The 23855-nt window shown below is 74.0% G+C and carries 21 protein-coding genes; 11 read left to right on the top strand and 10 right to left on the bottom strand.

What is annotated here, in order from left to right; all coding sequences use genetic code 11:
* Positions 1-5: 5 nt before the first annotated feature.
* A complete protein-coding gene (locus tag ACF1AG_RS14990) occupies positions 6-1751 on the top strand; it encodes a ThuA domain-containing protein (protein WP_391809835.1) in 1746 nt (581 codons plus the stop codon).
* Between the two features lie 11 nt (positions 1752-1762).
* Here the strand turns inward: ACF1AG_RS14990 and ACF1AG_RS14985 are convergent, their stop codons facing one another.
* Positions 1763-2383, bottom strand: a complete 621-nt coding sequence (locus ACF1AG_RS14985) for a dihydrofolate reductase family protein (protein WP_387796289.1) — start codon at positions 2381-2383, stop codon at positions 1763-1765.
* Between the two features lie 138 nt (positions 2384-2521).
* On the bottom strand, positions 2522-2887 hold the full coding sequence (locus tag ACF1AG_RS14980; RefSeq protein ID WP_359606339.1) for an STAS domain-containing protein: 366 nt from the start codon (positions 2885-2887) through the stop codon (positions 2522-2524).
* 233 nt (positions 2888-3120) lie between these two features.
* Between ACF1AG_RS14980 and ACF1AG_RS14975 the strand changes: the two genes are divergently transcribed.
* The gene (locus ACF1AG_RS14975; protein ID WP_387796286.1) at positions 3121-4836 is read left to right on the top strand and encodes a SpoIIE family protein phosphatase; all 1716 of its coding nucleotides are present in this window, start codon (positions 3121-3123) and stop codon (positions 4834-4836) included.
* A gap of 12 nt (positions 4837-4848) precedes the next feature.
* On the opposite strand, the gene ACF1AG_RS14970 is transcribed toward ACF1AG_RS14975, so the two are convergent.
* The gene (locus ACF1AG_RS14970) at positions 4849-5109 is read right to left on the bottom strand and encodes a hypothetical protein (RefSeq protein WP_387796283.1); all 261 of its coding nucleotides are present in this window, start codon (positions 5107-5109) and stop codon (positions 4849-4851) included.
* A 297-nt stretch (positions 5110-5406) separates the two neighbouring features.
* Here ACF1AG_RS14970 and ctaD point away from each other — a divergent pair, with 297 nt between their 5' ends.
* Entirely contained in the window at positions 5407-7122 is a 1716-nt protein-coding gene (gene ctaD / locus ACF1AG_RS14965; protein WP_359606345.1) for a cytochrome c oxidase subunit I, read from the top strand.
* On the top strand, positions 7122-7496 hold the full coding sequence (locus ACF1AG_RS14960) for a hypothetical protein (RefSeq protein WP_359606347.1): 375 nt from the start codon (positions 7122-7124) through the stop codon (positions 7494-7496). The genes ctaD and ACF1AG_RS14960 overlap by 1 nt, the downstream gene beginning before the upstream one ends.
* Positions 7497-7761: 265 nt before the next feature.
* Here ACF1AG_RS14960 and ACF1AG_RS14955 read toward each other — a convergent pair whose 3' ends face one another.
* On the bottom strand, positions 7762-8262 hold the full coding sequence (locus ACF1AG_RS14955) for an N-acetyltransferase (RefSeq protein ID WP_359606349.1): 501 nt from the start codon (positions 8260-8262) through the stop codon (positions 7762-7764).
* Positions 8263-8445: 183 nt separating this feature from the next.
* Between ACF1AG_RS14955 and ACF1AG_RS14950 the strand changes: the two genes are divergently transcribed.
* Complete coding sequence (locus ACF1AG_RS14950; protein WP_359606351.1) at positions 8446-9024, top strand: DNA starvation/stationary phase protection protein; 579 nt, start codon at positions 8446-8448, stop codon at positions 9022-9024.
* A 61-nt stretch (positions 9025-9085) separates the two neighbouring features.
* On the opposite strand, the gene ACF1AG_RS14945 is transcribed toward ACF1AG_RS14950, so the two are convergent.
* From ACF1AG_RS14945 to ACF1AG_RS14935, 3 genes are all read right to left on the bottom strand, one after another.
* Entirely contained in the window at positions 9086-10228 is a 1143-nt protein-coding gene (locus ACF1AG_RS14945; RefSeq protein ID WP_391809834.1) for a polyprenyl synthetase family protein, read from the bottom strand.
* Positions 10229-10377: 149 nt separating this feature from the next.
* Positions 10378-11937: an SDR family oxidoreductase gene (locus ACF1AG_RS14940; protein WP_359606353.1), complete on the bottom strand. Its 1560-nt coding sequence runs from the start codon at positions 11935-11937 to the stop codon at positions 10378-10380.
* A gap of 145 nt (positions 11938-12082) precedes the next feature.
* The gene (locus ACF1AG_RS14935) at positions 12083-14251 is read right to left on the bottom strand and encodes an FUSC family protein (protein WP_359606355.1); all 2169 of its coding nucleotides are present in this window, start codon (positions 14249-14251) and stop codon (positions 12083-12085) included.
* 253 nt (positions 14252-14504) lie between these two features.
* On the opposite strand from ACF1AG_RS14935, the gene ACF1AG_RS14930 reads away from it, so the two are divergent.
* Complete coding sequence (locus ACF1AG_RS14930; protein ID WP_387796267.1) at positions 14505-15656, top strand: DUF3103 family protein; 1152 nt, start codon at positions 14505-14507, stop codon at positions 15654-15656.
* Between the two features lie 155 nt (positions 15657-15811).
* Entirely contained in the window at positions 15812-16279 is a 468-nt protein-coding gene (locus ACF1AG_RS14925) for a universal stress protein (protein WP_359607991.1), read from the top strand.
* Between the two features lie 10 nt (positions 16280-16289).
* On the opposite strand, the gene ACF1AG_RS14920 is transcribed toward ACF1AG_RS14925, so the two are convergent.
* Positions 16290-16868: a TetR family transcriptional regulator gene (locus tag ACF1AG_RS14920; RefSeq protein WP_359607989.1), complete on the bottom strand. Its 579-nt coding sequence runs from the start codon at positions 16866-16868 to the stop codon at positions 16290-16292.
* A 90-nt stretch (positions 16869-16958) separates the two neighbouring features.
* Between ACF1AG_RS14920 and ACF1AG_RS14915 the strand changes: the two genes are divergently transcribed.
* Positions 16959-17990 carry a zinc-binding dehydrogenase gene (locus ACF1AG_RS14915; protein ID WP_359746986.1) on the top strand — a complete coding sequence of 344 codons (1032 nt, stop codon included), beginning with the start codon at positions 16959-16961 and terminating at the stop codon, positions 17988-17990.
* 29 nt (positions 17991-18019) lie between these two features.
* Here ACF1AG_RS14915 and ACF1AG_RS14910 read toward each other — a convergent pair whose 3' ends face one another.
* Together ACF1AG_RS14910 and ACF1AG_RS14905 are read right to left on the bottom strand one after the other, a co-directional pair.
* The gene (locus tag ACF1AG_RS14910) at positions 18020-19537 is read right to left on the bottom strand and encodes an MFS transporter (RefSeq protein ID WP_387796264.1); all 1518 of its coding nucleotides are present in this window, start codon (positions 19535-19537) and stop codon (positions 18020-18022) included.
* Between the two features lie 170 nt (positions 19538-19707).
* Positions 19708-20718, bottom strand: coding sequence for a LacI family DNA-binding transcriptional regulator (locus tag ACF1AG_RS14905; protein ID WP_387796261.1), 1011 nt, complete (start codon positions 20716-20718; stop codon positions 19708-19710).
* Between the two features lie 151 nt (positions 20719-20869).
* Between ACF1AG_RS14905 and ACF1AG_RS14900 the strand changes: the two genes are divergently transcribed.
* From ACF1AG_RS14900 to ACF1AG_RS14890, 3 genes are all read left to right on the top strand, one after another.
* Complete coding sequence (locus tag ACF1AG_RS14900) at positions 20870-21721, top strand: phytanoyl-CoA dioxygenase family protein (RefSeq protein ID WP_359606001.1); 852 nt, start codon at positions 20870-20872, stop codon at positions 21719-21721.
* 61 nt (positions 21722-21782) lie between these two features.
* Positions 21783-22853 (top strand): sulfite oxidase, encoded by a 1071-nt coding sequence (locus ACF1AG_RS14895; RefSeq protein ID WP_359606003.1) that lies wholly within the window; start codon positions 21783-21785, stop codon positions 22851-22853.
* Positions 22854-22892: 39 nt separating this feature from the next.
* The gene (locus ACF1AG_RS14890) at positions 22893-23852 is read left to right on the top strand and encodes a Rieske (2Fe-2S) protein (RefSeq protein ID WP_359746954.1); all 960 of its coding nucleotides are present in this window, start codon (positions 22893-22895) and stop codon (positions 23850-23852) included.
* Positions 23853-23855 lie beyond the last annotated feature (3 nt).

Here is a 23855-nt window from a genome sequence, read left to right as displayed (position 1 = left end):
CCACCATGCGCACCCCCTGGAAAGCAGCACTCGCTCTGATCGCCGGCGCCGCGCTCTGCCTGTCCCCTCAGGCCGCCGCGACCCCCGGCACCGCGCCCGCCGCCGCGCCCCACACGGCGGCACCGGCGGCCGACCCCGCGTACCGCATCCTCGTCTTCTCCCGTACGGCGGGCTTCCGCCACGACTCCATCGACGAGGGCGTCACCGCCCTGCGTGAACTCGGCGCGGCCCACGACTTCACCGTGACCGCCACCGAGGACCCGGCCGCGTTCACCACCGACAACCTCGCCCAGTACCGGGCCGTCGTCTTCCTCTCCACCACCGGCGACGTCCTGGGTCCCGCCCAGGAGACAGCCCTCGAGCAGTACATGCGCGCGGGCGGCGGCTACGTCGGCATCCACGCCGCCGCCGACACCGAGTACGACTGGCCCTTCTACGCGGGACTGGCCGGCGCGCTGTTCCAGTCCCACCCGGCGATCCAGCCCGCCACCGTGCGGGTGGAGGACCGGGCGCACGGCGCCACCGCCCACCTCGGCAGCGTTTGGCAGCGCACCGACGAGTGGTACAACTACCGCACCGACCCCCGTACCACCGCCCATGTCCTCGCCTCACTGGACGAGTCCAGCTACTCCGGCGGCACCATGTCCGGCGACCACCCCATCGCCTGGTGCAAGGACTACGCGGGCGGCCGGGCCTTCTACACCGGGGGCGGCCACACCGCCGAGTCCTTCGCCGAGCCGGACTTCCGCCGGCACCTCCTCGGCGGCATCCGCTGGGCCGCCGGCCTGAGCCAGGCCGACTGCCGCCCCGAGACCGGCTACACCCCGCTCTTCGACGGCACCGGCACCACCGGCTGGAAACAGGCGGGGCCCGGCGGCTTCACCGTGAACGACGGCACCCTCACCTCACAGGGAGGCATGGGCCTGTTCCGATACGACCGGGAGATCACCGGCGACTACTCCCTGAAGCTCGACTGGAAGCTGCACGGCGACGACAACTCCGGCGTCTTCCTGGGCTTCCCCGCCTCCGACGACCCGTGGTCCGCCGTCGACCACGGCTACGAGATCCAGATCGACGCCACCGACACGGCCGACCGCACCACCGGCGCCGTCTACGGCTTCCAGTCGGCGGACATCGCCGCCCGGGACGCGGCCCTCAACCCGCCGGGGGAGTGGAACACGTACGAACTCCGCGTCACCGGCGAGCGGCTGGAGATCTTCCTCAACGGCAGGAAGATCAACGACTTCACCGACACCGACCCCGCCCGCAGCCTGAGCGACGGCCACATCGGCCTGCAGAACCACGGCGACGGCGACGAGGTGTCCTTCCGCAACGTCCGCCTCCAGCAGAACGGCGCCACGCCCGTACCGCGCACGGGGGAGATCCGGGGCGTGGGCGGCAAGTGCCTGGACGTGGACGACGCGGGGACGGCGGACGGGACGCGGGTGCAGATCCACGCCTGCAACTTCTCCGCCGCCCAGCGGTGGACCGTCCCGGCCGACGGGACGCTGCGGGCGCTCGGCAAGTGCCTCGACGTGTCCGGGGGCGGGAGCCTGGACGGCACGCGGATCCAGTTGTGGACCTGCAACGGGACCGGTGCGCAGGCCTGGACGGCGCAGCCGGACGGGACCGTGCGGAACCCGCAGTCGGGCAAGTGCCTGGACGCCTCGGGCGGCACCTGGGACGACCGCACCCCGGTCCACCTGTGGACCTGCCACACCGGCCCCAACCAGAAGTGGACGCTTCCCTGAGAGGGATCCCCTCAGGTGAGCACCTCGTAGGTCAGGTGGGTGACCCTCCGGGCCGGCCGTGAGGCCACCTGCGCCAGCCGGAGGCGCGGGACCCCGTCGAACAGACGGGGTCCCGCCCCCAGCGTCAGCGGCACGACGTGCAGCCGCAGCTCGTCGACCAGCCCGGCGGCGAGGTACTGGTTCACCGTGGTCGCTCCGCCCGCGACCGCGACGTCGCCGCCACCGGCCGCCGCGCGCGCCCGCTCCAGCGCCGCCCCGATCCCGTCGGTGACGAAGTGGAACGTGGTCCCGCCGGCCATCGGCTGCGGCTCCCGCGGGTGGTGCGTCAGCACGAACACCGGGGCGTGGAAAGGCGGTTCGTCGCCCCACCAGCCGTTCCACGGGCGGTCCCACGGGCCGCGCACGGGGCCGAACATGTTGCGCCCCATGACGAAGGCCCGCGCGGAGCCGAGCAGGTCGATCTCCGCCCGGTTCTCCTCGGCGTCCTCGAACATCCAGCCGTGCAGCGTCGCGCCCCAGCCGTCGCCGCCGTCGTCGCCGAACGGCCGCTCCTCGCTCTGCCCGGGCCCGGCGGCGTAACCGTCGAGGGAGACGGTGAGGTCGCAGACCACCCTGCCTGCCCGCGCGCTCATCGTGCGTCCTCCTGCCGTACGCGCGTTGTCATCGTCCGCGCTCCTTCCATGAGGGCGAGGTCCGCCGAGAGGAGCCTGCCCGCGGGCCGGGGCAGAGGCAAGACCGTACGTCTGTGCGGGTGAGGAGGCGTCCTGCGGTCAGTGCAGCGGCCGGGTCGCGCGGAGCGCGTCCTCGACGCCGGCGTGGAAGGTGAACACCTCGTCGAGTCCCACCATGCGCAGCACCCGCATCTGGGCCGGTGCCACCCCCGCCAGACTGAGCTGCGAGCCCTTCTCCCGCGACCGGCGGTGCGCCGTCACGAACACCGTGATCCCCGACGAGTCGCAGAAGGTCAGCCCGGACAGGTCGAGCACCACACCGTACGGACCGAACGGCGCCACGTTGACGGCTTCCGTCAGCAGCGGCGCCGTGTGATGGTCGAGCTCGCCGGCCACCTCCAGGACGTAGGGCCCCTCGGCGTGCGGGCGGGGGGTGACGGTGAACGTCTCGTCCGGTACGGACACGAAGTCTCCTCGGCGGGGGTGTCTCGGCGCATGCGGCTGAACCCGACCTCCGCCCGTCCCCACGGTGCCCGGCCGGCCGGTTCATCCTACGAAGTCCGGGCAGGTGACTCGTGCACGCCCCGGGCCGTCGCTTCGCCTACCCGCCCCGGTCCGCTCCATGCGGAGCCCCTCGCACAAGGGGCGGCACGCCCCGCACGTGCGGGACGTGCGATGATCCGAAGGGGTGAGAAGACATGGCGACGACGGGACCGGAATCCGGCGGTGGGACCGCCGGGGCGATCGGCGACACGCTCACCGCGCTCGGCACCGGCGCCTATGTCGTGAACGAACGCGGGGCGATCGTCGCGGTCAACGCTGTCGCCGAGCGACTGCTGGGACGCCCTGCCGCCGGGCTCGTCGGCGCCGACGCGCACGACCTGCTGCACCGCACCGCCCACGGCGAGACCCTGCCGACCTCGCGGTGCCGGATGCGGCCCGCCTTCCTCGCGGGCCGCCCGGCCCAGGACGGCGGCGAGTGGTTCGAGAAGGGCGACGGCACACTCCTGCCCGTCGCCTGGAGCATCACCCCTTACGACGCCGGATCCGACGACACGTGCGTCCTCGTCCTCTTCCACCCACGAGAGGCCCCCGCCGAGGAGCCCGAGCCCGCCTCGGACCGCGAGGGGACGCTCGACGAGCTGGAGCGGCTCGCCCTCCTGGCGGAGATGACCACCCAGCTGACGTCCACCCTCTCCGTCGACGAGGCGCTGCGCCGGCTGGTGTCCCTGGTGCTGCCGCGCCTCGCGGACTGGGCGGTGATCGATCTGATCAGCGAACGCGACGAGGTGTGGCGCACCAAGGTGGTGCACTTCGAGGAGGGCGTCCCCGTCTCCCGCCGCGACCTCGAGGGGCCGATGGCACCCGTCCCCGCCGAGTCCTCGATGCCGTTGTCCCGGGCCCTGCGGGGCGTCTCCTCGACGATCGCGGGACCCGAGACGTACGAGCGGGCCCCCGACTCGGGCATCGCCGTCGAGCAGCGCAAGCTGTTCGAGGCCACCGGCATGCACTCGGCGGCCATCGCGCCCATCCGCGGGCTGCGCGAGGTCCTCGGCGCCCTGACCCTCGGCCGTTCCGAGCGGGCCGACGCGTTCAGCCCCGCCGACCTCACCCTGCTGGAGGACATCACCCGACGCGCCGGACTGGCCCTGGACAATGCCCGCCTCTACCAGCGGCAGCGCAAGGTCGCCGAGACCATGCAGCGCTATCTGCTGCCCCAGCTGCCGCGTGTCCCCGGCCTGGAGATGACGTCCCGCTACCTGCCCGCGCCGGACGCCTCCCACGTCGGCGGTGACTGGTACGACGCCTTCTCCCTCGGCGACGGCGACACCGCCCTGGTCATCGGCGACGTCTCCGGGCACGACCTGGACGCCGCCGCGGGCATGGCCCAGCTCCGCAACGTGCTGCGCTCCTACGCCTGGTCCTCCCAGGACGAGCCGCCCGGCGGCGTCGTCGAGCGGGTGGACCGCGCCGTGCTGCGCATCACCGACGTCACCATGGCCACCCTGGTGCTCGCCTTCCTCGGCACGGACGAGGAGGGCCGGTGGACCCTGCGCTGGACCAACGCCGGCCACCCGCCCCCGCTGCTGGTCACCCGCGAGGGCGTGGCCGGCTACCTCACGGACGGCGGCGGCATGCTGCTGGGCACCGCCACCGACCGCCCCCGCGCCGACGGATCGACGGTCCTGCCGGCGGGCTCCACGCTCGTCCTCTACACGGACGGGCTGATCGAGTCTCCCAGCCACCCCATCGACGAAGGGCTTGAGCGGCTGCGCAGGCATGCCGCCGCGCTCGCCCACCGCCCGGTCGGGGACTTCACCGACGAACTGCTCCACCGGGCGCGCCCCGCCGACAACGACGACGACGTCGCCCTGCTCGCAGTCCGGGTCGGCCCCCGGCCGGGACGCGCCTGACCCTCCGGCGCGCTACGCCCCTCCGGCCGTGCGGCGCACGCTGTCACGGAGGCGGGCCACGGCCGCCTGGAGGTCGTCGAAGGCGTGCTGCTCGTGCCAGGGGCCGGTGCGCGCCCCCGGCAGCAGGCTGTCCCGGGCCGCGCGGGCCCGCGCGTACGCCTCGAACCGGGTGACCACCTCGGCCACGGCATCAGGGGGCGGGGAATCGTTCTGCGAGGGTGCGCCGGAAGAAGGGGAGGGCCCCTTCCGCCGCGCGTTCGTGCGTCCGGTCATGCCCCGCATCCTCACCCGACCCCCGCCCGCTCCACACTGCTCGCCTCCGGACGAGGACGCCGGGCCGACGTTGCCGGGGCCGGGCAAGAAGGACTGGGCTCCTCCGGAACCGTTCACAACCCGTTCACAATGCGACGCCACTCGGACGGGTGAACTAACCCTCCGCTCGGCGGGTGTCAGAACCCGGTGCCAGGTCACCTGACATAGCGTCGATCCGGCATGCGTGCCGTTCGCGCCCGCAAGGGCGGGCGGCGTTCCCTCCCGCCGATCTCCGCGCAGTGAACCCGAAGGATCTCGATGGCGACACACACGACTGAACCTCTTTCCCCGGTTCCGGCGGCGGAGGGACGACGAGCGAGAGGGCGTGTGGTCATCTCCTGGCTGACCACCACCGACCACAAGAAGATCGGGCACCTCTACCTGATCACGTCGTTCGTCTTCTTCCTGGTGGGCGGTCTGCTCGCCATGGTGATCCGCGCGGAACTGGCCCGGCCCGGGCTTCAGATCGTGTCGCCCGAGCAGTACAACCAGTCGTTCACGATGCACGGCACGATCATGCTGCTGCTGTTCGCGACGCCCACGTTCGCCGGGTTCGCCAACGCGATCATGCCGTTGCAGATCGGCTCCCCGGACGTGGCGTTCCCCCGCCTGAACATGCTGTCCTACTGGCTGTTCGCCCTGGGCGGGCTCATCGTGATGACCAGCTTCCTCACGCCCCAGGGCGCGGCGGACTTCGGATGGACGGCGTACACGCCGCTCAGCGGTGGCGAGCGCACCCCGCAGGAGGGCGGCGACCTGTGGATCATGGGGCTGGCGCTGTCCGGTTTCGGCACGATCCTGGGCGCGGTCAACTTCATCACCACGATCATCTGCATGCGCGCGCCCGGCATGACGATGTTCCGGATGCCCATCTTCACCTGGAACGTGCTGCTCACCTCCGTGCTGGTGCTGCTGGCGTTCCCGGTCCTGGCGGCGGCGCTGCTCGCCCTGGAGGCGGACCGCCGCTTCGGCGCACGGATCTTCGACCCGGCGAACGGCGGGGCGCTGCTGTGGCAGCACCTCTTCTGGTTCTTCGGCCACCCCGAGGTCTACATCCTGGCGCTGCCGTTCTTCGGCGTGGTCTCCGAGATCATCCCGGTGTTCGCCCGCAAGCCGATCTTCGGCTACATGGGACTCGTCGGAGCGACCATCACCATCACCGGTCTCTCCGTCACGGTGTGGGCGCACCACATGTTCGCCACCGGCGCGGTGCTGCTGCCGTTCTTCTCCTTCATGAGCTTCCTCATCGCCGTGCCGACGGGCGTGAAGTTCTTCAACTGGATCGGCACCATGTGGAAGGGCAGTCTGTCCTTCGAACCACCGATGCTGTGGGCGGCCGGCTTCCTCGTCACCTTCCTCTTCGGCGGTCTGACCGGCGTGCTGCTGGCGTCCCCGCCGATGGACTTCCACGTCCACGACAGCTACTTCGTCGTCGCCCACTTCCACTACGTGCTGTTCGGCACGATCGTGTTCGCGATGTTCGGCGGCTTCAGCTTCTGGTGGCCGAAGATGACCGGCACCATGCTCGACCACCGTCTGGAGAAGGTGCACTTCTGGACGCTGTTCGTCGGCTTCCACACCACCTTCCTGATCCAGCACTGGCTGGGCGCCGAGGGCATGCCCCGCCGCTACGCCGACTACCTCGCCGCCGACGGGTTCACCACCCTCAACACCGTCTCCTCCATCGGCGCCTTCCTGCTCGGCCTGTCGACGCTGCCCTTCCTCTACAACGTCTGGAAGACGGCGCAGAAGGGCGAGAAGATCGAGGTCGACGACCCCTGGGGTTACGGGCGTTCGCTGGAGTGGGCCACCTCCTGCCCGCCGCCCCGGCACAACTTCGTCACCCTGCCCCGCATCCGCTCCGAGTCGCCCGCCTTCGACCTGCGCCACCCGGCGCTGGCCGGAGTCGACCAGGCGGAGAACACCGGGCAGCGCGACGTCATCGACCCCGGCGGCCACAAGGGCGACCGCTGATGCCGCGGTCGCGGTCCCGTCGCGGCCTCGCGCACGACGCCTCGGCCGTCATGGCCGAGGCGGAGGGCATCGTGATGGCGCGCTCCCACATCGCCGAGGCGCGCCGGGAGGCGGAGACGCTCTGCGCCGACCTGCCGTGGCTGACCACCGGTCAGGCCGAGGACCTCACACGGCACTACGTGGACCGGCGCATCGACCTCACCCGGCAGATGCTCCGGGCCACGGTGCGCCGCGCCGACGAACTGCGCCGCGAGTACGAGGCGCGGTACGCCGAACTGCGTGGCGCGCTCCTGAGGCGTCACGTGGTCTGGGCGTCCGGCCTGCTGGTCTGCGCCACCGGGATCAACGGAGCACTCTGGCTGTGCACCCGCTGAGCCCGGCCGGTCCGCCGGCCGCCGAGGCCACCCGCCGCCTCGTCGGCCGCGGGTCCCCGCAGCGCCGGAAGCAGATCCGGCCCCAGACGGCCCGGCTGCTGCCGGCCAGGCGCCCGGGTGACGTCACCGCCGCCGGACGGTGCGCCGGCCACGACAACCCCCATGATGCAGCGGGGAGTACGGGTGCCTGTTCGGTGCGGCCCACGCCGTGACGTGGCCCGGCTCCGGGAGACCGGAGGGCCCCCGGGACCTCGACGCCGTGACCTCAGGCGAGGTCCGGCAGCTTCAGCCACTCCTCCCAGGTGAGGTCGCGGCCGATGAAGCGGGGCCGCTCGAAGGGCCAGTCCTCGGCGATCCAGCGGGGGACGAACGCGTCCAGCGCCCGCTCCAGGGGGCCGCCCGCCTCGTCGTCCACCACCCACCAGGAGATCTCGGCGTCCGCACCCTCCTTCTCCGGCGGGTCGATGTAGACGCAGCCGCGCAGCGCGGTGCGCTCCGCGTTCTCGAGCGTGTAGTTGAACGACTCGTGCGCCTCGATCTCGGCCGCGTGCCGCTCCAGATCGGCGAGGTTCGCCTCGTACGTCATGGTGGCCGAGGGCCAGCCCCAGGCCGGGCCGAAGACGGACCACAGCCGCTCGCGCGACCCCATCACGGCCGGGTAGTCCAGCGGCGCGTCGGCGGCGGCGATCGGGCGCAGGCGGTGTCCCGCACCGCCGGGGACGTCGACGTGCAGGGGGTGGACGAAGTCACGCGGCAGCCAGCTCATGGGCGGGAGCCAACCACGCGCCGTCCTCGCACGGCAAAGCAATATGCGCGCGGGCCCCGCGCACCGCGGTCCGCTGCTCCAGACCGGTGAGACGCGCGGCGGTGGACGAGCGTGAACCCCGCACACGGCGGGTCGACCGCTTATCTGGACGTTCGAGCATCGGACGATCGCAAGGAGCCTCTCGTGCCGTCACAGCCTGACGACCCCTCGTACACCGTGCCGGGCCTGAGCACCCAGGACAGCGGACGGATCATCGAGCTGTTGCAGATGCGACTCCACGCCCTCAACGACCTCCATCTGACCCTCAAACACGTGCACTGGAACGTCGTCGGACCGCACTTCATCGCCGTGCACGAGATGATCGACCCACAGGTCGACAAGGTGCGGGACATGACCGACGACATCGCCGAGCGGATCTCCACCCTCGGCGGTGAGCCGGACGGCACCCCCGGCGCGCTGGTCGCCGCCCGCTCCTGGAACGACTACTCCATCGGCCGGGCCGAGGCGATCGAACACCTGGGCGCGCTCGACCTCGTGTACACGAACGTCATCGAGGACCACCGGGAGGCGATGCGGGAGACCGAGGAGGCCGACCCGGTCACCCAGGACATCCTCATCGAGCAGTTGCGCGGCCTGGAGCTGTTCCAGTGGTTCGTCCGCGCCCACCTGGAGTCCAGCGGCGGCAAGCTGAGCACGCGCGGCGCCACCACCGAGACCGGCGCCGCGGACCAGGCCGCCGAACAGGCCCGCCGCCAGCCCTGAGCCGCCCACCCGGTCAGGCGGCCGGCCACGCTCCCGTCCGGGGCGTGGCGGGCCGTCCGCCTCACACCGCTTCCCGCACCTGCGGTGCCGTGATGCCCGCCGCGCGGGCGACCAGCGCGGCGAACTCCCGCCGCACCACGGCGTCGGCGTCCGTCGCGCCGAAGTGCCGCAGAGCCGTGTCCGCCAGCTCGGCGATCTTCGCCTCCACCATGTCCCGGGCGCCCGTCCGCTCCAGCGCTGCCCGCACACCCTCCACGGCGCGCTCCGGCAGCGCGGGCCCGGCGGGGGAGAGGAGCGCCACGGCCTCCTCGTCGCCGGTCGCCCGGCCCATCTCCAGGGCCACGGCCAGCAGATACGTGAGTTTGCGGGACCGCAGGTCGTCGCCCACCGGCTTCCCGGTCAGCGCCGGATCGCCGAAGGCGCCCAGCAGGTCGTCCCGCAGCTGGAAGGCGAGCCCCGCGCACCGGCCGGCCGCCCGCAGCGACGCCGTCACCGCCTCGTCCGCCCCGGCCAGCGACGCGCCCAGGGCCATCGGCCGTTCCACCGTGTAGAGCGCGCTCTTCAGCGTCGCGATGGTCAGCGCCTCCTCGACGCCGGACGCGCCGGCCGCCTGCGCCTGGAGGTCGCGGTACTGCCCGGCCACCATCTCCTCGCGCATCGCCCGCCACTCCCGGTACAGCCGGGACCCGTCGGGGGAGGCGAGCACGACCTCCGTCATCAGGTCGTCCGCCCAGGCCAGGGCCAGGTCGCCGGCGAGCACCGCCGCCGAGTGCCCGAACGACTCGGCGCCGCCCGTCATGCCCTCCGCCCGGTGCATCCGTGCCAGGTCGACGTGCATCGAGGGCGCCCCGCGCCGTAGAAGGGACCCGTCCATCACGTCGTCGTGCACGAGCGCGCACGTCTGCACCAGTTCGAGGGCCACGCCCGTCCGCAGCAGCGGAGCGGGGTCGCCCGCGCCGCCCCCGGCACGCCAGCCGCACCAGGCGAACGCCGTGCGCAGCCGTTTCCCGCCGCGCCGGGCGAACGCGGAGACACGGCCCGCCACGTCCCTGGCGAAGACGGCGTCGAGGTCGTACGCCTGCGACATCCGCTCGTCCAGCACCTCGCCCAGGGCCCGCCCCACGGCCTTGGTGGCGGCGTCGGCGGTGAGCGGACCACCGGCCCGTCCCGCCGATTCGTCCGTCGCCGACCGCAGTTCACGCATGCACAGCCCCTTACGTCGTCCGTCGCCCGCACGCTCGCGTTCGCCACCGGGTACCCGCGACGGGGCCGGATGACCTTCCCCGGTCCTCGCGTCGGCCCGTCCCGCCGCGCCGACGTGTGCGCGGGGCGTTTCCGGCGCGGGCCTGGACATCAGCGGCGGACGCCCTCGTGCCGCCGGCGGGTCCGCCGACTGCCCGGCCCGTCCGCGCCCTCGGCCGCCGCCAGGGCGATGTTCCGGGCCATCCCCCCGAACACGAGGGCGTGGAAGGGTGACACCGACCACCAGTACGCGTGACCGAGCAGACCCCGCGGATGGAACAGGGCACGCTGCCGGTACCGGGTGCGGCCCGCCTCGTCCGTGTCCACGCGCAGCTCCAGCCAGGCCAGGCCCGGCAGCCGCATCTCGGCGCGCAGTCGCAGCAGCCGCCCCGGCTCGATCTCCTCCACCCGCCAGAAGTCCAGCGAGTCGCCCGCCCGCAGCCGGTGAGGGTCACGCCGTCCACGCCGCAGCCCCACCCCGCCGACGATCCGGTCGAGCCGCCCGCGCACCGCCCACGCGAGCGGGAAGGAGTACCAGCCGTGCTCGCCGCCGATGCCCTCGATCACCTTCCACAGCGCCTCCGGCGACGCGGGCACCACCTGGTCCCGTTCGTCCCGGTAGAGGCTGCCGCCCGCCCACCGGGGGTCGGTGGGCAGCGGGTCGCTCGGCGCGCCCGGCACGGAGGCCGACGACCAGCGGGTGGCGACCTGCGCCTCCCGCACCCGCGCCAGCGCCAGCCGCACCGCCTCGTCGAAGGGCAGCGGCCGGCCGGGGGCGTCGGGCACGTACCGTGCGATGTCGTGCTCGCGGCACACCACCTCGTGGCGCAGCGACTCGGTGAGCGGCCGGGCGATGCCGGCGGGCACCGGCGTGACCAGCCCGACCCAGTGGCTCGACAGCCCGGGTGTGAGCACCGGCACCGGCACGACGACCCGCCGCCGCAGCCCCGCGACCTCGGCGTAGCGCTGCATCATGTCGCGGTACGTCAGCACGTCCGGGCCGCCGATGTCGAAGACGCGGTCGACGTCGTCCGGCATGGTGGCCGAGGCGACCAGGTAGCGCAGCACGTCGCGCACCGCGATCGGCTGGGTGCGGGTGTGCACCCAGCTGGGGGTCACCATCACGGGCAGCCGCTCGGTCAGATAGCGCAGCATCTCGAACGACGCCGATCCCGAGCCGATGACGACGGCGGCCCGCAGAACGGTCGCGGGCACCGGCGAACCCAGGAAGATCCGTCCCACCTCGGCGCGGGACCGCAGATGCGGCGAGAGGGTCTCCTCCGGCACCCCGTACGGGGTGAGACCGCCCAGGTAGACGATCCGGCGCACCCCGGCCGCGTGCGCCTGCTCGGCGAACGTGCGGGCGGCGCGGCGGTCGGTGTCCTCGAAGTCCGCGCCGCTGCCGAGGGCGTGCACCAGGTAGTACGCGACGTCGACGTCCTTCATCGCCCCGGCGACGGACGCGGCGTCGGTGACGTCGCCGCGAACCGTCTCGACGTCCGGCGCCCAGGGATGGTCGCGCAGCTTGTCGGGGGAGCGGGCCAGGCAGCGGACCCGGTGACCGGCCTCCAGCAGGTCGGGGACCAGGCGTCCGCCGATGTAGCCCGACGCCCCGGTGACCAGGCAGTGCAGTCCCCGCCCGCTCCCTTGCGCCTGCCCGTCCACGGTCATCCCTCCGCACGCCTCGACGCCACACCTGCCTCGATCCTCACCGCACACGCCCGCCGCCGCGCGCTGTCGGGCGCCGGGAGAGTCGAAGTCGGCAGGCAGGAGGCGTCATGGCGGGGGGCCGTCCGGGTGACCGGGCGGGCCGCCGTCACCAGAAGCCGCCCTCCACCGTGCTGCCCGGTCCGACGGCCGCCGTCAGGTCGGAGGCGAGGGCGTGCAGCCACACCTCCACGTCGACCAGATGCGACACGGAGGGCGCCGGAAGCCGCGTCAGGACGCCCGGCGGCAGCGGCGCCAGCCGTACCGTCACGCCGTCGGCCGGGAAGTGTGCCGCCCGCAGCGTCGCCGACACCACCTCGTCCGTCGCCTCCCGCGCCCAGGACACCGCGTCCGACGGCCACGCCGTCCCCTGCGACCAGGGCAGCCAGTAGGTGCCGACCAGCACGCGGGAGCCGTGGTTGAGCGCGGCCAGCCAGTCGGCGCCGTTGTCCGCCGCGTGCCGGGGCGGCGGCTCGGCGCGCAGCTGCGCGTACGAGGCGTGGGCGGTGCGCCAGTACCGCATGGTCCGCCGCAGCGCCGTGGCCGCGTCCGCGCGCGTGTCGGGCGCGGAGTGCCCGGTGGCCGCCCGCTCGACGGTGACCCGGATCAGCGGCGCGGTGGCGCGGAACAGGGCGGCGGCGCTGCGCCGCATCTCGCCCCGGGCGCCGGCGGGCCAGGCCAGCACCCCGCACAGCAGCCCGATCGCGCTGCCCGTCAGCACGTCGACGATCCGCGCCTCCGCCAGTTCCCACGTCACCGGGGAGAGCTGCGCGAACGCCGTGGACACCACCAGCGTGAACAGCCCCTGCCCCCAGGCGGGCCCGCCGACGGGCCCGGCCCAGAAGGCCACCAGCGCCATCGGCACCAGCAGCGCCGCGTAGATCTCGGTCATGTCCCCGGCCGAGGTCAGCAGCGCCCCCGCCGCCAGCGACCCGATCAGCGTCCCCACCGCCGCCGACCGCACCGCGGACCAGGTGGCCCCCGCCGTGGTGCGGCCCAGCGTGAGCATGCCCAACAGCACCCAGAAGCCGTGCGACAGGTCCAGCGACCCCGCCACGAGCCGCGCGAGCGCCAGTCCGGAGGCCGTACGGACCGCGTTCTGGAACACGACGGAGCGCGGAGTGAGGTGGTCGGCGATCCGCCCCCACCACAGCCGGGGCGTGGACGCGCCCGCGTACCAGAACTGCTCCGGCGGCAGCCCGGGCATCGACCGGCGCGGTCCCGTCGCCAGGGCGGCCGCCGCGCTCGCCGTCACGGCGGACACCGCGGCGGCCAGCAGGGTCGACTGGCGTCGCAGCAGCGCATGCGGGTCCTCACGCAGGCCCGGGGGCACGCCCCGTACGGCCGCGTACTGCTCGATCATCTCCTCGACCCTCTCGGGGCCGGGGGCGGGGCGGGTGCCGCGCAGCGCGGCGGCCTCGTCGGCGCAGGCCGTGGCGAGACCGCGCATCAGCATGGCCGACGGCAGGTCGACCGGCGCGCGCAGCAGAGGGGCGAGGGCGGCGAGCAGGTCGAGGAACCTGCGGGTCGCGTAACCGGCCTGGGCCAGCGCGCGGTCCTTGGCCCCGGCCCCGGTGGGCCGGCAGCCGGCGGCCGTCCGGGAGAAGCGCAGCTCCCGGCCCGCCGCCCGCAGCCGTCCGGCCGTCTCCCGGCCGCCGGCGCCGCCCCGCAGCAGGTCGTGCAGCGAGCGCGCCGCGAGGTCGAGCCCGTCGGCGACCCGGCCGCGGTACGACGTCTGTTCGGGCTCCGGGAGCAGCAGCCGCTCGCAGAGGATCGTCAGCGTCGCGCCGACGGCCAGCCCGGCCAGCCGGTCCCACAGCGTCCCGGGCGCGTACGGCGGGAAGCAGGCCAGGATGTAGCAGAGCTGGAGCGCGGGGACGACACCTGTCACCCGGGGCCCGATCGAGGCGCCCGTGACCAGTACGAACCCCACGAGCAGCATGCCGAGCGTCGCCGCCCAGGTCGCTGCCGCCAGATACGTGCCGAGCGTGATCAGCGCGGCGGCGGCCGGCACGGCGCGGAGCACAGTCCCGGCCCGGCGGCGGCCCGCGCCGGGGAGCGGCGAGAGAAGCCCGAAGGCGACGGGGACGAACAGCGTGTACAGCGCGAACACCGGCCGGTCCAGCAGGTGGACCGCCGGGTAGAACCCGACGACGGCGGCGACCGTGACGCGGACCGCGCGCCGCGCCGCGCCCACGGACTCGGCCCGTGTCGACGGCGTCGGCAGCGCAGTCCGCCAGGAACGCGCGTGCCCCTCGGGGCGTTCCCGGTGCCACATGGCGCACCATCCTGCCGGGGTCCGGACGCCGCTGCTCGCGGGCCGCACCGCCGTCCGCGGCGGGACCGCCCGACCGGCCGACCTCGGCGGACCGCGCCCGACTCCGGCGCGCGGGCCCTCTTGCGCGTCTGTCATGACACCGTCATTATCGCTACTCGCGGGTATCTACCCGCATAGATCCCCCGCACGGTCACACCCACGAGCTCCACACGCAGTGCCCTGTCGACCACTCGTCCCAGGAGGCTCGATCCACGTGAGACCCCGTCACCTCCGCCGCCGCGGCGCCCTAGCCGCCACGGCGACGACCCTGGCCGTCCTGTGTGCAGGCCAGACCCTCGCAGCCCCGCAGGCCGCCGCCGCACCCGTCCCGGTGGCCACTCAGGAAGTCCGCGCATCGACGGCGTCCGAGGTCCACACGGCCCAGGACACCGCCGCGCGGGCGATCGCCGCCGCGCTCACCGACCCCGCCTGGCGCGCCCGCGTCCGCCAGGCGGCCCTGACCTCCGACGAGGTCGCCGTCACGGCTCTCGCCGACGGTGCCCTCCGGACCGCCCTCGCCACGGCCGATCGCCGGATCGCCGCCGCCAAGGGCCTCGCCCCCGACGTCGGTCCGCTGCTGCGGCTGCGGCTCGGCGACCCGTCGATGCGCGGCGCGCTCACCGCCGGGACGGAACCCTGGGTGGCGGCCGCGACATCGGACGACGGCCCCTTCACCGCGTACGACAGCAAGGGCAGGACCCACCCGCTCGACGCACGCAAGGCCCCCGCGCGCCCGGTGTACGTCGTCGACATCGACGGCTCCCGCGCACTGGCCGCGGGTCTGGACGTCCTGCACGAGGAGCTCGCCCGGCGCGGCGTGCGGTCCGCCGACCCTGCGCCCGAGGTGCAGCAGGCACGCGCCCCGGCGGTCGCCGCGGGCTTCTGGACCACGCGCATCACCGCGGTCTCCCTCTCCGACGACCAGGAGCCCTGGATCAAGGGCGACGCCGAGATCTACACCCTGGTCACCGGCTTCGGGCACGACGGCAAGGTGCGGGTCGACCCGGTCGACATGCCGTACCTGGACGACGACGGCACCGTCTACCGGCCCCAGCAGATCCTGGTCAACTGGTCGTCCTACAAGTACAATCTGGCCGACGCCGTGATGATGGAGGAGGACGGCTCCACCAACTACCGCGACCTGGCCAAGGCCATCGCCGCCGTCCTGCTCACCGTGACCGACCAGGGCGCGTACGTCCCGCTGGTGAACGCGGTGCTCGACGCGATCCCGGACGACTGGTGGACGGACGACCCGGACTACGTCGACTCCTGGTACACCCTCGCCCGCACCGAAAACGGCACCCGGTACGGGGCGCGCGGCAACGGCTGGATGACCCTGGAGCCGTACTTCGTGCAGGAGCTCTGACCCTCGGGGCCTCGCGGCGGATCCGTCCGCCGCGAGGCCCCCGCTGCCCCGTCCGGACCCGCTCGGCTCGGCATCCGGCGCTCCCCGCCGGAGGCTGGGACCGGGCGGGCGCGCGCGTCGGCCGCCCCCGTGGCCGTCGGGCGTGAGGAGAGAGCGTGGACGATCAGGACCGCATCGTGGTCGGGGTGGACGGCTCGCCGTCGTCGCGGGAGGCGCTGCGCTGGGCGGCCCGCCAGGCCGCGTTCACCGGAGGGAGGGTGCTGGCACTGACCTCCTGGGACTACCCGCAGTACCACGGCGCCCTCGGCTGGCTGCCGCCGTCGAGCGGTGACGAGGAGGCCCTGGAGGCCCGGGCGCGGGAGGACCTGACCCGGTGCGTCGAGGAGACGCTGGGCGCCCACCCGTCCGTGGGCGTCCGGGAGGAGGTGCAGTACGGCACGCCGGCCAGTGTGCTGCTGCGCGCGGCCCGTGACGCGTCCTTGCTGGTGGTCGGCAGCCGTGGTCTCGGCGGCTTCGCCGGTCTGCTCCTCGGCTCGGTCGCCCAGCACTGCGTGCAGCACGCGGCCTGCCCGGTCGTCGTGGTCCGAGAGGACACCGTCACCGGCGTCGGCGAGGAGACCTGAGCGTCCCGTGTCACCCGCGCACGGCCGCCCGCACCAGCTCCCGCGCCAGGTCCGCGGCCGCCGCGACCGTCCCGAGTGCCAGCGGCTCGGTGGCCACCGCGCCCTCGTGCAGCACGAACAGCCGGGTGGCGAGCGCGGACGGGCCGTCGCAGTCGGCCGCTGTCGCCAGCTCCTCGAACAGGCTCCGCAGCCACCGCTTCTGATCCACGGCGACCTGGTGTCCCGGGTGCCGCGGATCGGGCAGCTCGGCCAGGGCGTTGAGGAACGCGCAGCCCCGGGTGTACGCCGACGTCCAGTTCCGCAGCGCCTCGAACGGCGCGGTCACCGCCTCCTCGGCACCTCCGCTCGCGGCGACGGCCGCGCGGACCTCCGACCGCCAGCGCCGGTCGCGTTCCGCGAGGTAGGCCGCCACGAGGTTGTCCTTCGACCCGAAGCGGTTGTACAGCGTCCGCTTGGTCACGCCGGAGTGTTCGGCGATCAGATCCACGCCGACCGCCGTGATGCCGCGCTCGTAGAACAGTTCCTCGGCCGCGTCGACGATGCGACGCCCGGCCGGCGTCAGGGGAGGAGCGTCACTGCCGCTGTCCATGGGCACGAACCTTCACTGATCGGTGTACGGTGGGACGAGAGGTATACAGATCAGTATACCCGTGAGGAGGTGAGGGCCTTGTCCGAGAACATGCGCGCGGTGCGCATCACACGGCACGGTGGACCGGAGGTCCTGGAGGTGACCGAGGTGCCGGTGCCCGTCCCGGGAGCCGGCGAGGCGCTGGTGCGGGTCGCGGCGGTGGCCCTGAACAACACCGACCTGTGGACCCGCGAGGGCGCCTACGGCCGCCCCGGCGACCCGGAGGCACGCTCGGGCTGGCGCGGCCCCGTAGCCTTCCCCCGCATCCAGGGCGCCGACGTGGCCGGCCGGATCGAGGCCGTGGGCCCCGGCGGCGACGCGGGTCTCGTCGGCCGCCGCGTGGTGGTCGATCCGGCGCTCTACGACGGCGACGGCCCCGACGCCCATCCCGTGGGCCTGATGGGCAGCGAACGCGACGGCGGCTACGCCGAGTTCGTCCTCGCCCCGCTGGAGCGCCTGCACGACGTCACCGGGTCCCCGCTCACCGACGACCAGCTCGCCTCGCTGCCCACCGCCTACGGCACGGCGCTCGGCATGATCGAACGCGCCCGGGTGCGCGAGGGCGAGACCGTTCTGGTGACCGGCGCGTCCGGCGGCGTAGGGCTCGCGGCGGTGCAGATCGCCCGCGCCCGGGGCGCCCGCGTGGTCGCCGTCAGCAGCGGCCCCAAGGCCGACGCCGTACGCGAGGCGGGTGCGGACGCCGTCGTCGACCGGGCGGGGGACGTCGTCGCGGGGATCCGCGCCGCCGCGCCCGAGGGCGTCGACGTCGCGCTCGACGTCGTCGCCGGAGACCTGGTGAGCGAGGCGGTGCCGTTGCTTCGCGAGGGCGGACGCTGGGTGATCGCCGGGGCGCTCGGCGGCTACCGGGTGACCCTGGACGTACGCCGCCTCTACCTGCACAACGCCCAGGTGATCGGCTCCGCGATGCACACACCGGCCCACTTCGGCCTGCTCATGGACATGGCCCGGCGGGCCGCCGTCGAACCGGTCGTCGCCGCCGTCCACCCGCTCGAACAGGCGGCACGGGCCCAGGAGGAACTCGCCCGCAGGGAGCACGTCGGCAAGATCGTCCTGCATCCGTGAGCACCGGCGGCGCGCTGACCTGCCGGGGGTCAGAGCGACCGGGAGTGCACCGGGCTGTTCGCCACCTCCTCCGGGCACTCCCCGTGCGCCGCGCGCCTGCGCCGGTCGCGCAGCCAGTCGTACCCCGCCAGGGCCAGCGACGTCGACATCGTCGCCAGGGCCACGCCCAGCGCCAGGAACAGGGCCGCCTGGAAGTCGTCACTGTGGCTGAGCGCCATGTAGAAGAGGCCCGGAAGGGCCGCCGTCCCCACCGCCGCGCCGAGCCGCTGCCCCGTCTGAAGGGCGCCTCCCGCCGCGCCCGCCATCCGCACCGGCACGTCCCGCAGCGTCATGGTGATGTTGGGGGAGACGACGAACCCGCCACCGATGCCGCCGACGAAGAGGGCGGGCGCGGCGAACCAGGGCGCGTGGTCCAGCGGCGCGAACCGCAGCAGCAGGGCCGCCGTGCCGAGGCCCACGATCACACCGATGAGACCCCACACGGTGAGCAGCCGCCCGAACCGGTCGACCAGCCGCCCGGACACCACGGCCGCCCCCGCCGAGCCGATGGCGAACGGCGTCACGGCGAGCCCCGACTCCAGTGGCGAGTAGTCCAGCCCGTTCTGGTAGAACAGCGCGAAGACCAGCCAGACGCCGCTGAAGCCGATGAAGTACAGGGTGCCGACGCCCGCGCCGATGGCGTACCCCCGCACGGTGGTGAACAGCCGGGGGTCGAGCAGAGGCGTCGCCCCCCGGGCCAGCAGCCGCCGCTGCCGCCGGACGAACACGGCGAGCACCGCCGCGCCGACGAGGAACAGCCACCACAGACGGCTCAGCCCGCCCGACTCCGCCTGCACCAGCGGATACATGAACGCGAGGACGCCCAGGCCGAGCAGCAGCACACCCGGGCCGTCCACATGCCCCCGCCCCGACTTCCGGGTCCGCGGCAGCAGTCGGCGGCCCAGCAGCACGGCGAGGACGCCGATGGGCACGTTGACGTAGAAGACCCAGCGCCAGCCCTGCATCCCGTCGGCCAGGGCGAGGATCGCGCCGCCGGCGATCGGCCCGGAGGCGGAGGAGATGCCGACGGTCGCGCCGAAGTAGCCGAACGCCCGGCCGCGTTCGGCGCCGCGGAACATCTGCTGGATCAGCGCCGAGTTCTGCGGCGCCATGAAACCGGCCGCGAGGCCCTGGGCGAGACGGGCCACGACCAGCAGGGTGATGCTGGGAGCGGCGCCGCAGGCCGCGCTGAACAGCACGAAGCAGCACAGGGCGAGCAGGAAGATCTTCCGCCGGTCGAGCGCGTCGCCGAGCCGGCCCGCCGTGACGAGGGCGAGGGCGAAGGTGAGCGCGTAGCCGGACACCACCCACTGGACCTCGGCGGGGGAGGCCCCCAGGTCGCGCTGCACGGTGGGCAGCGCGACCGCCACGATCGTGACGTCCAGCAGGCTCATGAAACCGGCGACCAGGGTCACCCACAGCGCCCGCCAGCGACGCGGATCCGGCTCGTACGCGTCCTCCTGGGCACCGGGCTGCCGGTCACCCGACCCTGACGCCGACGCTGTCACATGCAGTCCTCTCGCACGGCCCGACAGGGCACACGGCCCTCAAGGCGCACGGCCCGAACAGGGCGAACATGTTCCCCGGCCGGGCCCGGCGCACACCCGGTATTCCGTAAAGGGGGTACAGGGATGTCCGCCAGGAGCCGTCGGAGGGTCCGCCGGCTCCGGGCCCGCGGTCAGCCTCCGGTGCTTCCGCGCACCACCAGCCGGTGCGGGACCGTCAGGTCGGCGGCGGGTACGTCGTTGCGCGGGCTGTAGATGCGGTCGGCCAGGCACTGCAGGGCCCGCGCCGCTATCTGCGCCTTGTCGGGGGACACGGTGGTGAGCGTCGGCCGGCCGAACCGGCCGTCCTCGATGTCATCGAACCCGACGACGGCGACGTCCTCCGGCACCCGCAGCCCCCGGACGTGCGCCGTGTGCAGGGCGCCCAGCGCGAGTTCGTCGCTGAACGCGAACACCGCGTCGGGCCCGGCGCCGGCGTCGAGAAGCTCGGCCATCGCCCGGGCGCCGTCCGCGCGGTGCAGCGCCGGCACCGTGCGCTCCCACTCCGGACGGGGCGTGATCCCGGCACGCCGGAGCGCCGTACGGTAGCCCTCGGCGCGCAGTTCCGCCGTGCCGTTGCGCAGATGGGGCTGGAGACCGATCGCCGCGACACGGCGGCGGCCCAGCGACAGCAGATGCGCGGTGGCCTCCTCGGCGGCGGCCACGTTGTCCACGGCGACCCGGTCAGCCAGCCCCTGCGGGCTGCGTTCCCCGAGCAGCACGACCGGCAACGGGCGTGCGGCCGCCGTGATGTCCTCGGCGGGCAGCGCCCAGGGGCTGATGATCAGACCGTCCATCACCCGGCCGCCGTCACCGGTCAGCAGCCGCCGCTCCGCCTCGGCGTCGCCCCGCGTCTGGTCGATGACCACCGTCCACGACCGGCGGCGTGCCTCGTCCACCAGCAGCCCGGCCAGCTCGGCGAAGTAGGGCGAGTGCAGCTCCGGGATCGCCAGGCCGACGATGCCGGTACGGCCCGCCCTGAGGCTGCGCGCCGCCAGGTTGGGGCGGTAACCCAGCTCCTCGATCGCCTCCTGCACCCGCCGACGGGTCTCCGGCGCCACCCGCGCCGACCCGTTCACCACGTTCGACACCGTGCGCGCCGACACCCCCGCGCGCGCCGCCACGTCCTTCAGGCTGCTGCTCACCCGCACATCGTGGCACGCGTCGCCCGCCCGCGGACCAGGCACCCGCCAGCTTCCGGCTCCCGGGTATTGCCACGTTGAAATCAACGATGCAACGATGGCGCCGGGCCGGTACCGCGCAAGTACCGGCCGGCTCGGTCGCAAGGAGGCACGCATGAGCCCGCACATCCACCCCGCCGTCACCCCCGACGCGCTGGACGTCGACGTCACGGCCGACGTCGCGGCCCTCTACGAGGACGGCGTCACCGCCCGCAAGGGCGCCTTCACCCCCGAGTGGGCCGACCGGCTCCGCGAGGACATCGAGGCCGCCTTCGAGGAGGCCCGCAGCCGTCCGGGGGGCGCCGTCGGCCGGGGACCCAACCGCTACTACGTGGAGATACACCCCGAGCAGTTGCGTGGCTTCGTCGACCTCGCCGACCATCCATGGGTGCGCTCCCTCTGCACGGCGGTCCTCGGCCCCGACCACCGCATCGTCGAGGTCGGCTTCGACGTGCCGCTCGAGGGCGCCGTCAACCAGCCGTGGCACCGCGACTTCCCGATGCCCGAGGAGACCCGCACCGAGCGGCGGCTGACCTCGCTGGCGTTCAACGTCACCGCGGTCGACACCGAGGAGGACATGGGCCCCTTCGAGATCGCGCCCGGCACCCAGTGGGACGACAGCCCGGAGTTCGGGCACGGCATGTTCCCGCCCCGCTCGCACTACAAGCGCTACGAGGAGCGGGCGGTGCGCAAATACCCCCGGCGCGGCGACATCTCGGCGCGCTCGGCCCTGACCATCCACCGAGGCACCCGCAACCACTCCGCGACGTCCCGCCCCGTGCTGGTGCTGGGAGTCGACGGACCCGAGGCGACCAACGGCGAGCGTCACGACGCGGCGGTCACCCGCGGCTACTGGGAGAGCCTTCCCGAGCGGGTACGGCGCCACCTGGACTGCGAGGTCGTGGACGTGCTGCGGCCGATCACGCAGAAGCACACGATCGAGGGGCTGGTCATGGGGGACGCGTGAGTTCCGGGCCGGGACGCGCTTGACCGGGCGCGTCACCGGCCACAGGCGGACAATCACGACCATGGGCATGTGGGGCAAGCGCGACGACATGGTGGTCCACGGCCGGGAGCCGTTCAACGCGGAGCCGCCCGGAGCCGTGCTCGCCCGCTCCGCGGTCACTCCCACCGACACGTTCTACAGCCGGAACCACGGCCCCGTACCCCGCCTCGACCCGGCGGACTGGCGGCTCACCGTGGACGGCCTGGTGGCGCGCCCGCTGACGCTCTCCCTCGACGACCTGCGGTCCCGCTTCGACGCCGCAGAGGCGACCGTCACCCTGCAGTGCGCGGGCAACAGGCGCACCGGCCTGACCTCGGTCCGCCCCGTTCCCGGCGAGACGCCGTGGGGACCGGGCGCCCTCTCGACCGCGCGGTTCCGGGGGGTGCGCCTCGCCGACGTCCTCGCCCACGCGGGCATCGACCGGGAAGCCGCCCATGTCGCCTTCCAGGCACCCGACGTCTCCCCGTCCGCCGACCCGCCCCAGCCGTACGAGGTGTCGGTTCCGCGCGACCGTGCGCTGGTGCCGGACGTGCTCCTGGCCTGGGCGATGAACGGCGCCCCGCTGCCGGCCGTCCACGGCGCGCCGCTGCGGGTGGTCGTACCGGGCTGGATCGGCGCCCGCAGCGTCAAATGGGTCACCCACGTCACCGCGCGTACCACCCCCTCCGACGGCTACTTCCAGGCCACCGCGTACCGACTCCCGCCGACCGGCGAACACCCCGAAGGCGTCACCCTCGGCCCGCTCCCGCTCAACTGCGCCGTGCTCACACCGGCCGACGGCGATGTCCTGCCGCGCGGCCCGGTCGAGGTCACCGGCTACGCCCTCGCCGGCGAGGGCCGTACGGTCGCCCGCGTCGAGGTGTCCACGGACGGCGGCCGCGTCTGGTCCCGTGCCGCACTCGAGGCGCCCGCCGGGCCGGGCGCGTGGCAGCGGTGGCGCACCACCCTCGACCTGCCGCCCGGTGACGTGCGCGTCATGGCCCGCGCGTGGGACTCCTCCGGTGCGGGGATGCCGGAGTCCCCGGCCCAGGTGTGGAACCCGAAGGGGTACGTCAACAACGCCTGGCCCCGCGTGCGGCTGCGCGTACGCTGACCGCTGTTTGCCCGCCGCGCGTGGGGAAACTCAGCGCCCATGAGCAAGAAGCCTGGGCGTCGCCTCCTCGGACAGAACCGGATGCTGTGGCTGCTGGACGCGCTGGAGCGCGATCCCGGCCGTGACCAGCTGATCGACATGCTCGGCGCGCGCGTACGCGCCCTCCCGCTCGGCCGCGTCCGGGACGTGCTCCACGGCACGTGGCTCGGCCACCCCGTGCACCCCATGGCCATCCACCTGCCCATCGGCAGCTGGATGTCGGCCGCCGTGCTGGACCTCAAGCCCGGCCGGTCCCGGCAGGCGGACCTCCTGGTGGCCCTGGGGCTCGCCGGGGCTGCCCCCGCCGCCCTGTCGGGCCTCGTCGACTGGGCGGAACTCCGCCGCGAGCAGCAGCGCGTGGGCCTGGTCCACGCCTGGGCCAACACGGCCGCCGTGGGCCTCTACGGCGCCTCCCTCGTGATGCGCCTCAGCGGCAGGGGTGCCAAGGGACGCGTCCTCGGGTACCTCGGTCTGACCGCGGTCGGCGCCGGAGGCCTGCTCGGAGGCCATCTGGCGTACCGGCAGGCGGCGGGCGTCAACCACGCCGAGGAGGTGCCGCACGTCGTCCGCGACGGCTGGCACCGCGTCGGCGGCGTCGACGCCTTCCCGGCCGGTGAGGCCGTGCGGTGCGTCGTGGACGACGTGCCGGTGCTGGTGGTGCGGGAGAGCGGCGGGGAGGTCCACGCGCTCGCCGAACGGTGCAGCCACCTGGCGGGACCGCTGTCCGAGGGCACCGTCGCCGACGGCTGCGTCCGGTGCCCCTGGCACGGCAGCGTCTTCCGTCTCTCCGACGGCTGGAACGTCGAAGGCCCCGCCACCGCGCCCCAGCCGGCCTTCGACACCCGGGTGGTCGACGGGCACGTCGAGGTGCGGCTGCCCGGCGACGGCGTACCGGACACCGTGGACGGCCCGGCGACGGCCGGGGCGACGCCGGGGACGGACGGAGGGCGTACGTCGTGACCG

Source organism: Streptomyces sp. NPDC014764 (genome assembly GCF_043082785.1).
GTDB classification, from domain to species: Bacteria; Actinomycetota; Actinomycetes; order Streptomycetales; family Streptomycetaceae; genus Streptomyces; species Streptomyces althioticus.
The sequence above is the reverse complement of the archived record's forward strand: the minus strand, read 5'-3'. Positions and strand labels throughout refer to the sequence as shown.

Bases quoted from the DNA above. Each gene is read 5' to 3' on its own strand.
- ACF1AG_RS14990 (WP_391809835.1), top strand. From the start codon at position 6: ATGCGCACCCCCTGGAAAGCAGCACTCGCTCTGATCGCCGGCGCCGCG.
- ACF1AG_RS14985 (WP_387796289.1), bottom strand. From the start codon at position 2,383: ATGAGCGCGCGGGCAGGCAGGGTGGTCTGCGACCTCACCGTCTCCCTC.
- ACF1AG_RS14975 (WP_387796286.1), top strand. From the start codon at position 3,121: ATGGCGACGACGGGACCGGAATCCGGCGGTGGGACCGCCGGGGCGATC.
- ACF1AG_RS14970 (WP_387796283.1), bottom strand. From the start codon at position 5,109: ATGACCGGACGCACGAACGCGCGGCGGAAGGGGCCCTCCCCTTCTTCC.
- ctaD (WP_359606345.1), top strand. From the start codon at position 5,407: ATGGCGACACACACGACTGAACCTCTTTCCCCGGTTCCGGCGGCGGAG.
- ACF1AG_RS14960 (WP_359606347.1), top strand. From the start codon at position 7,122: ATGCCGCGGTCGCGGTCCCGTCGCGGCCTCGCGCACGACGCCTCGGCC.
- ACF1AG_RS14955 (WP_359606349.1), bottom strand. From the start codon at position 8,262: ATGAGCTGGCTGCCGCGTGACTTCGTCCACCCCCTGCACGTCGACGTC.
- ACF1AG_RS14945 (WP_391809834.1), bottom strand. From the start codon at position 10,228: ATGCGTGAACTGCGGTCGGCGACGGACGAATCGGCGGGACGGGCCGGT.
- ACF1AG_RS14940 (WP_359606353.1), bottom strand. From the start codon at position 11,937: ATGACCGTGGACGGGCAGGCGCAAGGGAGCGGGCGGGGACTGCACTGC.
- ACF1AG_RS14935 (WP_359606355.1), bottom strand. From the start codon at position 14,251: ATGTGGCACCGGGAACGCCCCGAGGGGCACGCGCGTTCCTGGCGGACT.
- ACF1AG_RS14920 (WP_359607989.1), bottom strand. From the start codon at position 16,868: ATGGACAGCGGCAGTGACGCTCCTCCCCTGACGCCGGCCGGGCGTCGC.
- ACF1AG_RS14915 (WP_359746986.1), top strand. From the start codon at position 16,959: ATGCGCGCGGTGCGCATCACACGGCACGGTGGACCGGAGGTCCTGGAG.
- ACF1AG_RS14900 (WP_359606001.1), top strand. From the start codon at position 20,870: ATGAGCCCGCACATCCACCCCGCCGTCACCCCCGACGCGCTGGACGTC.
- ACF1AG_RS14895 (WP_359606003.1), top strand. From the start codon at position 21,783: ATGGGCATGTGGGGCAAGCGCGACGACATGGTGGTCCACGGCCGGGAG.
- ACF1AG_RS14890 (WP_359746954.1), top strand. From the start codon at position 22,893: ATGAGCAAGAAGCCTGGGCGTCGCCTCCTCGGACAGAACCGGATGCTG.